This is a genomic window from Streptomyces calvus (genome assembly GCF_006782915.1).
Lineage (GTDB): Bacteria > Actinomycetota > Actinomycetes > Streptomycetales > Streptomycetaceae > Streptomyces > Streptomyces calvus.
The window spans coordinates 19,997-31,902 of record NZ_VCNP01000015.1 but is presented as its reverse complement, the minus strand read 5'-3'; the positions used below and the strand labels follow the sequence as shown (position 1 = coordinate 31,902).

At 75.1% G+C, this 11,906-nt stretch carries 4 protein-coding genes; 1 reads left to right on the top strand and 3 read right to left on the bottom strand.

The genetic code is table 11. The annotated features are described in order from the left end of the window. Positions 1–3: 3 nt before the first annotated feature. Genes FGW31_RS07450 through FGW31_RS07440 form a run of 3 tightly spaced genes read right to left on the bottom strand, consistent with a single transcriptional unit; the run spans position 4 to position 8,460 of the window. Positions 4–7,272, bottom strand: coding sequence for a type I polyketide synthase (locus FGW31_RS07450; RefSeq protein ID WP_142192573.1), 7,269 nt, complete (start codon positions 7,270–7,272; stop codon positions 4–6). Then, positions 7,269–8,210 (bottom strand): thioesterase domain-containing protein, encoded by a 942-nt coding sequence (locus FGW31_RS07445; RefSeq protein WP_182675345.1) that lies wholly within the window; start codon positions 8,208–8,210, stop codon positions 7,269–7,271. Before FGW31_RS07445 ends, FGW31_RS07450 begins: the two co-directional genes overlap by 4 nt. Next, a complete protein-coding gene (locus FGW31_RS07440) occupies positions 8,194–8,460 on the bottom strand; it encodes an acyl carrier protein (protein WP_142192572.1) in 267 nt (88 codons plus the stop codon). Before FGW31_RS07440 ends, FGW31_RS07445 begins: the two co-directional genes overlap by 17 nt. Positions 8,461–8,997: 537 nt before the next feature. Here FGW31_RS07440 and FGW31_RS07435 point away from each other — a divergent pair. Then, positions 8,998–11,889 carry a helix-turn-helix domain-containing protein gene (locus FGW31_RS07435; RefSeq protein WP_142192571.1) on the top strand — a complete coding sequence of 964 codons (2,892 nt, stop codon included), beginning with the start codon at positions 8,998–9,000 and terminating at the stop codon, positions 11,887–11,889. Positions 11,890–11,906: the final 17 nt, after the last annotated feature.

Here is an 11,906-nt window from a genome sequence, read left to right as displayed (position 1 = left end):
CGGTCAGCTCGCGAACTTGGCTGCCAGCTGGGGGGCCGAGACCACGGACACGTCGGTGAACCGGGCGAGGACCCGGCCGTCCGGGGTGCAGGCGGTGACGGTGAGCCGGGAGTCCGGGCCGCCGTGCCGCACCGGCTCCACCACGACCAAGAACGTCCCGGGCGCGGTCAGCGGGGCGTACAGGTCCACGCCGCCCACGGCGAGCGGCAGACCGGCCGCGGACCGGAACCGGCGCACCCAGACCAGCGCGGCCTGGAGCAGCAGGTCCGCGGGGCCCGCCGCGTACCAGGACCCGGCGGCCGTCGCCGTGTCCAGCGCGACCGGCTCGCACTCCAGGACCAGTCGCGACTCCTCGGCGGCGAGCACCCGCCGCAGTCCGCGCAGCGCGGGCCCGTGGAAGAGCGTGCCGTCGTCGTACAGTCCGGCGGCGTCCTCGCCGGTGCCCGGCGCGGGCAGCCCGGTCAGCGGGGCGGCCGGTTCCGGCACGCCGGCCGGCACGGTGGCGGCGTAGTGCGGCCGCACCGAACCGTCCTCGGCGGCCGAGCGGACCGCCACCTTCACCTCACCGTCGCCGGGGGTCATCACCAGCCGGCACTCCTCGGCCTGGGTGCCGTCGAAGACGATGCCCTTGTGCACGGTGAAGTCCCGCAGCCGCAGCGCGGGCCGCCCCTCGGCGTGCTCCACCGCGCCCAGGGCCCAGCCGACGGCCACCGCCGCCGGCAGGACCGGCACCGCGTCGATGGTGTGGTCGGCGACCAGCGGGCTGCGCTCCAGCGCGGCGAGCGAGCGCCGCACGGTCGCCGGTGCCGTCACCGCCGGCCGTTCGCGGGAGCTCAGCGGGGTCGTCGGGCCGAGCACCGTGACCGTGTCCGCGGCCCGCTCCGGGGCGAACTGCTCGGCGAACAGCCGGGCGCCGTCGGCGGCCTGGATCAGCGGGATGCCGCGCTCTTCGAACACCGCCTTGATCTGCGGGGAGACCATGCCGCTGTCCCAGGCGCCCCAGTTGAGGGAGGTGACCCTGGCGTGCGGCAGCCGGCGGCGCGCGGACGCCGCCCAGGCGTTGAGGACCTCGTTGGCCATCGCGTAGTCCGACTGTCCCTGGTTGCCGAAGAAACCGGCGACCGACGAGAACAGCACCACGTGCCGCAGCCGTTCGGCGGGCAGTACGGCCGTCAGCGACCGCAGACCGGTCAGCTTCGGCGCGAAGACCCGCTCGATCTCCGACGCCTTCTTGTGGGCGATCAGCTGATCGGCGAGGACGCCCGCGCCGTGCACCAGACCGGTGATCCGGTCCCGGTACGGGGCGAGCACGGCGGCCGTCGCGGACTGGTCGGTGATGTCCACGGCCAGGTACTCGGCCCGGCTGCCGGCCGCGCGCAGCGCGTCCAGCGTGCCCCGGATCTCGCGGCTGCCCGCGACGTCCGCCGCGAGCCGCCCGACCTTCTTCGGGGTCGGCTTCTCACCGGCGGCCGTGAGGGCGGCCGCCGCGGCCGCCTTGAGCCCGGCGTCCGGGACACCGTGCGCCCACTCCGGCTCCTCGGCGAGCGGGGTGCGGCCGAGCAGCAGCAGCTCGGGCCGGTACCGGCGGGCCAGTTCGACGACGCACGTCGCGGTGATGCCGCGGGCGCCACCGGTGACGACGAGGACGTCCTCGGACGAGGGCGCCGGCACCTCGGCGTCTGCGGGGCCCTTCGGGTCCGTCCCGGCGAGCGGTTCACCGCCCGCGGTCAGCCCCACCCGGCGCGTCCCGTCCAGGCCGACCTGCACCGGTTCCACCGCCGAGTCGGCGGCCTCGTCCAGCAGCAGCGCGGCACCGGTGGCAGCGTCGAGGGCGGGGGACAGGTCGACGGCACGGCAGAACAGGGCGGGAGCCTCCAGCGCGAGCGTCTTGACCAGGCCCGCCACACCACCGGCCGGCACCTGCTCCTCGGCGACGCCGGTGAGGCCGAACGCGCCGTCCAGCCGGGTCACGGTGAGGAAACCGGCCCGACCGTGCTCCGCCGCCGCGCTCAGCGGTCCCACCACGTGCCGCGCCAGCAGGAGGGAGTGCGCGAGCCTGCGCGTGCCCTCCGCCCACTCGGCGCGGTGCTCGGCGGTGACGTCGACGACCAGTGCGATGCGGTCGGTGAAGATCTCCTCGATCTGCGCGGCGAGTTCGGTGGTGCCCCATCCGGTCAGCGGATGGGCGCTCACGTCGGACGAGCGCGCCGGCACGCCGGGAAGACGCAGGGTGTGCACCCGCCGGCCGGTGCCGGTGAGCCGTTCCACGAGGTGCGCGGCCAGCTGCGAGCCGTCGTCCACGACGAGGGCGCCGTGGTCCGGGGCGTAAGCGTCGAGCAGCGGGTCGGGAAGGGAGAGTTCGACGAGTGCGGCGTGCGCCCGGCCGATCCGTGCGGCCCGGTCGGACGCCTGCGCGGGGTGGACCGCCAAAACCGGTTCCGGCGGGTGGTCCTCGCCCGACGACGCGCCCTGCGCCTCCGCCCCGCCGGCCACGGACTCACGCCCCGCGACCCGCGGGACGCCCGCCACGAAGTCCACGATGTCGGCCAGCGTGCGCAGTTCGGCGAGCTGTTCGGGGCCGGCGGTTGTGGTGGTGGCGAAGTGTTCCTGGAGGGCGCCCATGATTTCGACGCGTTTGATGGAGTCGATGCCGAGGCCGGCTTCGATGTCCATGGTGGGGTCGAGCATGTCGGCGGGGTAGCCGGTCTTGTCGGCGACGATGTCGAGGAGGACGGTCCGTACGGTGTCGGCGTCGGGACCGGCGGCCGGGGTGGGCGCGGCCGGGGCCGGTGCGGCCGGGGCCGTGCCGGTGCTCGCGTCTGCGACGAAGGTGACGATGTCGGCCAGCGTGCGCAGTTCGGCGAGCTGTTCCGGGCCGGCGGTTGTGGTGGTGGCGAAGTGTTCCTGGAGGGCGCCCATGATTTCGACGCGTTTGATGGAGTCGATGCCGAGGCCGGCTTCGATGTCCATGGTGGGGTCGAGCATGTCGGCGGGGTAGCCGGTCTTGTCGGCGACGATGTCGAGGAGGACGGTCCGTACGGTGTCGGCGTCGGGACCGGCGGCCGGGGTGGGCGCGGCCGGGGCCGGTGCGGCCGGGGCCGTGCCGGTGCTCGCGTCTGCGACGAAGGTGACGATGTCGGCCAGCGTGCGCAGTTCGGCGAGCTGTTCCGGGCCGGCGGTTGTGGTGGTGGCGAAGTGTTCCTGGAGGGCGCCCATGATTTCGACGCGTTTGATGGAGTCGATGCCGAGGCCGGCTTCGATGTCCATGGTGGGGTCGAGCATGTCGGCGGGGTAGCCGGTCTTGTCGGCGACGATGTCGAGGAGGACGGTCCGTACGGTGTCGGCGTCGGGACCGGCGGCCGGGGTGGGCGCGGCCGGGGCCGGTGCGGCCGGGGCCGTGCCGGTGCTCGCGTCTGCGACGAAGGTGACGATGTCGGCCAGCGTGCGCAGTTCGGCGAGCTGTTCCGGGCCGGCGGTTGTGGTGGTGGCGAAGTGTTCCTGGAGGGCGCCCATGATTTCGACGCGTTTGATGGAGTCGATGCCGAGGCCGGCTTCGATGTCCATGGTGGGGTCGAGCATGTCGGCGGGGTAGCCGGTCTTGTCGGCGACGATGTCGAGGAGGACGGTCCGCACGGTGTCGGCGTCCGGACCGGCGGCCGAGGTGGGCGCGGCCGTGGTGGGCGCGGCCGGGGCCGGTGCGGCCGGTGCGGCCGGGGCGGGGGCCTGCGCGGGCGCCGGGGTCCAGGTCGCGGGAAGCGCGGGGGCGACCGCGGGCTCCGGGAGGGGCGGTGCGGGGAGCGCCGGTTCCGCCGGGGCGCGGGACGCCTCGGGCAGCGCCGCGGGCGCGGCCTCCGTCCTGGCCGGCACGGCCGGGGCCGGTGCGGCGTCCGGGGCCGGGGCCTCGGCGCCGAGTTCCAGACCGGCGAGTGAGCGCAGCACCTCGTTGGCCCGGATGTGGGTACGGCCGATCGCCAGCCCGTGCTCCTTCACCGAGCTGATGCCCGGCATCACCTGGTCGAGCCGACCCTGGTCGTCCGCGCGCTCCAGGAGCCGCGCCATGCGCTCGGCGCTGCGCAACTGGCCGTGCAGATACTCGTCGTGCAGCGAGAGATGGTCCGAGATGAGCTCGGTGAGGCGGTCGCTCGGCATGGGTTCGTTCTCCTGGGCGGGGCGAGGGTGGTCCGGAACAGGCGGAACGGGCGTCCGGCCGGCGCGCTCCTGCGCGGCCCGGCCCGGTTCCGGAGCGCCGGCCGGCCGCGGCGGCTCCGGTACGGGATCCCGGGGCGCGGTGGCGGACGCGGAGGTGACCGGTGCCGGTGAGGCGGGTGCCGGCGCGAACGCCGCGGCGGTGACCGGCGTCGAGGCCGGAGCCGCCGCCGTGTCCGGGGTCGTCACCGTGCCGGGTGTCGTCACCGTGGCCGGAGCTGCCACCGTGGCCGGGACCCGGTAGCCGTTGGCCAGCGCGTCCTGGTAGGCGGCGCGGCGCTGCGGCGACACGTAGTTGATGCCGTTGAGCATCACCGTCATGCCCTTGGCCGGGACCTCCGGCTCCGCCTCGGCGACATAGCGGTCACCGGTGGAGATCGGCAGACCCAGCACCGCCAGCCGCGCCACGGCCTGCTTCAGCGTCAGGTCCGCATCCCGTCCCGGCCCGCCGTCCAGCGCGACCACGGTGTGCGGCCGGCCGCGCAGGATCCGGCCGACCAGGCCCGTGAGCACCGTGCCGGGGCCGAACTCGACGAAGGTGCGGAACCCGTCCGCGTACATCTCCTCGACCCGGGCCGCGAACTCCACCGGGTGGATCAACTGCTCCGCGAGCACCCGGCGGTTGGCCGCGACGTCCGGGCCGTAGACCGCACCGGCGGTGTTGGCGTACACCCGGCCGCGCGGCGCCGACATCTCCGCCGACTCCACGGCCGTACGGAAGTCCTCCACCGCATGGCCCACGAACGGGGTGTGGAAGGCGGCCGACACCGGCAGCCGGCGGGCCCGCACACCCGCCCGTTCCGCCGCCTCGAGCAGCAGCTCCACCTCCGCGGTGGCGCCGCCGACGACGATCTGGTCCGGGGCGTTGCGGTTGCAGACCAGCAGGCCCTCGCGCTGCGACAGCAGCTCCGCGACCCGCTCCTCCGGCGCGAACACCGCCGCCATCGTCCCGGTGTCGTCGGCCTGCCCGGACGCCGGTGACATGGCGCTGCCGCGGGCCCGGGCGAGCCGGTGCAGGGTGTCCTCGTCGTAGGCGCCGGCGGCGTACAGCGCGGTCAGTTCGCCGAAGCTGTGGCCGAGGAACCCCTCGGCGGCGAAACCGAGTTCGGTCAGGTACCGGAAGTGGCCCGCGGACAGCGCCCCGATCGCCGGCTGCGCGTAGGCGGTGGCGCGCAGCGCGGCCTCCTGCGCCGCGCGGCCGGCCTCGTCGACGAGGGGCTGCGGGAACGCCACCCGGGACAGCGGCGTGTCCTCCGGGAAGTGCCGGTTGGCCCGGTCGAACGAGGAGCGCAGCGGCGGCAGCGCCAGGACGGCGCTCAGTCCCGGCGCCACGTACTGGCTGCCCTGGCCCGCGAACAGGGCGCCGACCCGGCCGGTCCCGCCGGCCGAACGGCGGTAGTGGATGCCCTTCGGATGGGTCCACTCCGGCGCGTCCGGCCGGGAGCGCAGCTCGGCGAGCGCGGTCGCGCGCAGCGCCTCGGCGTCGGCCTCGTCCCGGGCGGCGAAGGCGACCCGGGCGTGACCGTCGGGCACGGGGCCGCCGTCGGGCGCCCGTCCGGCGGCCAGCGCCTCGGCGAGGGCCTCCGGGTCGGGGGCGTGCCACAGGTGCACGCGGGCGACCGGGAACCGCACGGCGACGTCGTCGCCGTCGCCGTACTCCTCCAGGACGGCGTGGAAGTTGGTGCCGCCGAAGCCGAACGCGGACACCGCGGCGCGCCGGTGCGGCCGCTTCGGGTCGCGGATCCACGGGCGGGTGGCGGAGTTGACGTAGAACGGGCTGTCCGGACCGAAGGATGCGCCGGCCCGGTCGACGTTGATGGTCGGCGGCAGCACCTTGTGCTCCAGGGCGAGCGCCAGCTTGATCAGCCCGGCCGCGCCCGCCGCCGCCTTGGTGTGGCCGATCTGGGACTTCACACTGCCGATGGCCGCGTACTCGCGCTCGCCGCCGTCCTTCGCCACCACCTCGGTCAGCGCGCTGATCTCGGTGGCGTCACCGACGGCGGTGCCGGTGCCGTGCGCCTCGAACAGCTCGATGCTGTCGGGGGCCACGTCGGCGTCCTGGTACGCCCGCCGCAGGGCCGTCATCTGGCCCTCCTTGCGCGGCGCGTAGATGGACTTGAACCGGCCGTCGCTGGAGGTGCCCAGGCCCCGCAGGACCGCGTAGATGCGGTTGCCGTCGCGCTCGGCGTCGGCGAGGCGGCGCAGGGCGAGCATGCCGATGCCCTCACCGATCAGCGTGCCGTCCGCGTCACGGTCGAAGGGACGGATCCGCCCCGACTTCGATAGCGCCGGGGTCTTGCTGAAGCACAGGTACATGAAGATCGTGTTCTCGGCGTCGCACCCGCCGGCCAGCATGGTGTCGGCGCGGCCCTCCAGCAGTTCGCTGACGGCCGTGCGGACGGCGCCCAGCGAGCTGGCGCAGGCGGCGTCGATCGTCATGTTGATCCCGCCGAGGTCGAACCGGTTGGCGATCCGGCCGGCCACCACGTTGCCGAGCATGCCGGGGAAGGAGTTCTCCTCCCACGGCGCGTACGCCATGCGGAACTTGGCGGCGATCTCCTCGGCGTCCCGGTCCGACAGCCCGCAGCTGCGGACCACTTCCTTCAGCACCGGGCTCTGCAGGCGCGCGGTGAGCGGCTGGGTGAGCTGGTTGGCGCCGGTGATGCCCAGCACCACACCGGTGCGCGAGGGGTCGTACCACTCGCGGTCCGCGCCCGCGTCCTTCAGCAGGTCGCGGGTGACGACCAGGCTGAGCAGTTGGAGGACGTCGGTGACCTCGAGGGTGTTGGGCGGCAGGCCGAACTCCAGCGGGTTGAACGGCACGTCCGGGATGAAGCCGCCGCGCTTGGCGTAGGTCTTGTCGGGCGCGGCGGGGTCGGGGTCGTAGAACTCCTCGACGTCCCAGTGGGTCGCGGGCACCTCCGTGGTGCAGTCGGCCGCCGCGACGACGTTGGACCAGTACTCCCGGAGGTTGCGCGCCTTCGGGTAGAGCGCGGACAGTCCGACGATGGCGATCGGGTCGCGGGCCAGGCGTCGGTCGAGTGTGCGTTGCTGGGAAGGATTCACGGCGAGGGCCTCCGGGTCGTGACGAGCGGCGCCGGGCGGAGGAGGGGGAGGAGTCCGGCTGTGGCCTGCGAGGCGTCCGGGCGGATCAGCATGGTGTAGTGGTCGCCGGGCACGGAGTGGGTGGTGAGCCCGCGGCCCGCCAGCTCGCCCCAGCCCAGCGTCGGATCCGCCGGAACCAGACTGTCGGCGGCCTTGATCTGGACGAGGGGGACGGCGGCGGGCGCCGGGCGGTAGGGGGCGGTGAGCCGGTTGTTGCGCAGCAGTCCCGCCGTATAGGCCTCGAAGAGCTTGCGCATGCCGGCCATGGGCGTGTCCGGCGGCAGCGCGCCGGCGGCGATCGCGTCGTCGAGCAGCAGCGCCAGCGCGGCGTCGGTGTCCGTGCCGGGCGGCACGGGACGCGGACGCACCTCGGCGCCGCGGCGGGCGCCCAGGAACATCGCGAACCAGCGCAGGACGATCGCCGGGTCGATCGGCTCGCCCTCGGTGTGCTGGTAGGCGTCCGTCGGGGCGATGCTGTCCAACAGCACGACGGCGCGCGGCCGTTCGGCCGGCTCCAGCCGTTCCGTCAGCCCGTGGGCGAGCACCCCGCCGAACGACCAGCCGACGAACACGGTGCCCGCGCCGTCGCCGTCGCCGTCACCGAGGCCGTCGCCGTCGGCGCGGTCCGCGCGGTAGGCGGTGGCCAGCAGGTCGACGAGGTGACCGACCGTCAGGCGGGAGAGTTCCGGGGCGAGCGCGGCCTCCCCGTACTCGGGCACCGCACCCAGGTCGAGCACGGCGAACCCGGTCTCCCGCGGCAGCGCGCCGGCCAGGCCGGCCCAGAGGCCGACGGGCAGCGCGCCCGGGTGCACCGCGTAGACGGTGTCCGCGCCGGGCGCGGCCTGCCGGTGCCGTATCAGCAGCTTCGGCCGCGACGTCGCGTCAGGCCGTCGCGCCATGCCGCGCACTCTCCTCGGCTATGTGCGCCGACAGGGCCTCGATGGTCGGGTGGTACCACAGCGCCGTGGTGCCCAGTTCGAAGCCCAGCCAGCTCTCCATTTCACCCGCGATGATCAGAGCCTCCGTGCTGTCCATGTCGAGTTCGTCGAAATACTGGCCCGGAGGAATGGCCGAGGGCTGTTCGCCGAGCCGCTCCGCGATCTTCTCGATCAGCCACTGTTGGACCTCGCCGGCCGTGACCTTGCCCATGACCCGTTCCTTTCTCGTGCCTATACGTACGCGTGCACTCCGGAGCGTCGATTCGCGAAATCCGGAGTGGGCGGTTGGTGAGGGAGAACAAAGAGCGGTCAGGCCTCCGCTCGCAGTTCGGGAGCGTAGGGAGGCCGACACCCTTCGCGCAACTCAATCGTGAGCGATGTGCAAGGGGTCCAGGGAGTCGCGAATCGACTGCGAAAACGGTGCGTTGCTGCAGGTGAGCGGCGTGTGGGTGGAACCGTGCGGTCGCCTGTCCCGCGCTCGCCCGAGGCCCGCACGGCCGTGGCCCGACCGCGCCTTCGCCATGGCTCATCCGCCGTGTCAGCGCGGTGTCAGAAACGCCTCAGTGCGGCGTCCGACGGCTCTCGTATCGTGAACGCCGACCCATACAAGGACATTCCACGGCCGCACTCCACCGCGCCCTTCACGCCGGTGAAATCTCTTCCCGAAGCGGCCTCCGAAAAGGGTGACTGCTCTTCCGTACATTCCGTGATCGACGCCTTCTCACCGAGAGAGTTGACAAGGACCGAAATGCCGACGGAGAACGAACAGTTGTGGGCGGTCACGGCTCGCCAGGCAGAACTGCGGGCCATCGAATCCGCTCTCACGGACCGCGGCGGAATCCTCCTCACCGGTACCACCGGCGTGGGGAAGACGCGCCTGCTCGCCGCCGCTCTCCGACGCGTCGCGGCCGAGGGCCGCACCGTCGTGGCGGTCGGCGGGGCGGGCGGGCCGGAGACCGGCTGCGCGGAGAACTACTGCTCGCTCACCGAGTGCCTGGACCGCCTGGAATCGGTACGGCGGCACAGCGACCCCGCGCGGCGCACCGTCGTCGGCTTCGACGACGCCCATCTCGTGGAGGAGTCCGCCGCGCACCGGCTGTACCGGCTGGCCGCCTCCGGGCGGGTGGCGGTCGCCGCCACCGCACCGCGGGACGCCGCACTGCCCGCCGGGGTGGACAAGCTGTGGGTGGAGCGCCTGGTGGAACGCCTCGAAGTACGGCCGTTCCCGCGGGACCTGGTCAGTGCCATCCTCCGCCGCCGGGTCGGCGGGCCCGTGGACTCCGGGACCCTGGAACGGCTGTGGGCCACCACCCGGGGCAACGCCCTGATCCTGCACGAACTCGTCGAGTACGCGCTGGCGGACGGCTCGCTGCGCCGCGTCGACGGCCACTGGCACTGGGACGGGCTGCCCGCCCGTCCGCCCGAGCGGCTGGCCGACATCGTCCGCCTCCGCCTGCGCGACCTGGCGCCGGAGGAACAGGAACTGGTGAACGTGCTGGCCCTGGTCGGGCAGGTCGAGTACGGGCTCGCCGAACGGCTCGGCCTCGCCCGCGCGGCGGAGACCCTCGACGGACGCGGCCTCGTGCAGATCGAGTACGGCGGCCGCCGGGTCGGCATCCGGCTGACCGAACCCCTCACCGGCGCGGTGGTCGCGGACCGGATGTCGGGGCTCACCGCGCAGCGGCTGCGCCTGCAACTCGCCGACGCCATCGAGGCGACCGGGGCCCGGCGCGCCCACGACGTGGTGCGCATGGCGACGCTGCGGATGGCGGCCGGCCGCGTCCCGGAACCCGCGGTGCTGCTCGCCGCGGCCCGCACCGCGGCCCACCGCCGCGACTACCCCCTCACCGAACACCTGTGCCGCCCGCTCCTCGGCACGCCCACCGCCGACGCACCCGCCACCGCACTCCTCCCCGCCGGCGCGCCCCCCGCCCCACCCGCGGCCGACGAACCGGCCGCCGACCGCGACACCACCGCCGGCACAGCGACCGCGGCCCCGGCCGGCACCCTGCCCGTCAGCGCGGCGGGGGCCGCACCCGCCGCGGACCGCACCGACAGCGCGTGGTTCCCGGCCGACGGGTGCCCGGAGCCCGGCCGCGCGCTCCGCCACGACGTCGCGCGGGCGTCGCTGCTGCTCGGGCGGGCGCTCGCCGGAACCGGGCGGCACCAGGAGGCGGAGGACGTGTTCGCGCGGGTGTTCGCCGACCGCGCGGCCGACCTGCTGACGGCGCTGCCCGCCGACGAGGTCGTCGCCGCCGTACGGGACCGGGCCGACAACGTCGCCTGGGGACTGGGCCGCGGCACCGACGCCGCCGCCGTCGTGGACGGGCTGCCCGACGGGCTCGGCCCGGACGGCACGGGCCTCCGGCACGGCTTCCACGCCGTCCTCGCGCTGCTCGCCGACCGGCCGGACGACGCCGCCCGCGCGGGACGCACCGTCCTGCCGGGCGAACCGCCCGACTCCCCGGTGGTGCAGCACCTGCTGCCGCCCGCCGCCCTCGCCCTCGCCGAACTCGGCCACCCGGACAGGGCCCTGGCCCTCGTCGACCGGCACACCCACGACCTCGCCGCCTGGCCCGACGACGCCCGCCTGCGGTGCCTGGTCGCCGTGGCGCGCTGCGCCTTCGCACAGGGCGACCTCGCCCGCGTCACCGCCACCCTGGACGCGATCGGCCGTTCCGACGGCCCCGACGACGACCTGCGCCGCCTCCAGCACGCCCTGCTCCGCTCCCGGCTGCTGCGCCTGCTCGGCCGGCCCGGCGAGGCCGTCACCCTGCTGCGCGGCGCCAGCGCCCTGCCCGTACGCCCCGACTGGCTGGCCACCCCCGCCTGGACCCTCGCCCAGCTGGCCGGAGCACTCGCCGAGGCGGGCAGGCCGACCGAGGCCCTGCAGACCCTGGTCGAGGCACAGGCCGCACGACGAACATCCCCCGCCCACCCCCAGGCCGACGACGCCGTCCTGCTCGAACACGCCGTCGTGCTCGCCCACACCGGTGACCGCTCCGGTGCCGCCTGCCGCGCCCTGGAGGCCGCCCAACGCGCCGCGGCCCGCCCCGCGTCCGCCCTCGCCGCACTGCACCTGGCCGCCCGGGTCGGGGACGCGCCGCGCGCCGCCGTCCGCGCCGCGCGGCTCGCCGACGGCGCCGGCTCGGACCTGATGCGGCTCCGGGCCGACCACGTCACCGCGCTGGCCCGGTCGGACGGCGAGGCACTGGAGGAGGTCTCGGCCCGCTTCCGCACCCTCGGCGCCGTCCCGCTCGCCGCCGAGGCGGCCGCGCAGGCCGCCCGCGCCTACCGCAAGGACGGCCGACGGAGAGCGAGCCGCCTCGCCCGGGCCGCCGGCACCCGGCTGCTCACGGAGGCCGGCTGCCCCCTGCCGCCCTGGGCCGACCCGCAGGAACACCGGCAGCCGGCCCGCACCGCACCGCTGACCAGCCGCGAACGCGAGGTCGCCGCACTCGCCGCCGGCGGCCTGTCCAACCGCGACATCGCCGCGCGCCTGGTCGTCTCCGTCCGCACCGTCGAGAACCACCTGTACCGGGTGTACGAGAAACTCGGCATCACCGCCCGCTCCGACCTCGGCGGCGCCCTCCAGGGCCTGGCCCGCCACCCGGCCGGCACGGTCGTCCGGGCGGCGTGAGCACGACGTGCCCGGGC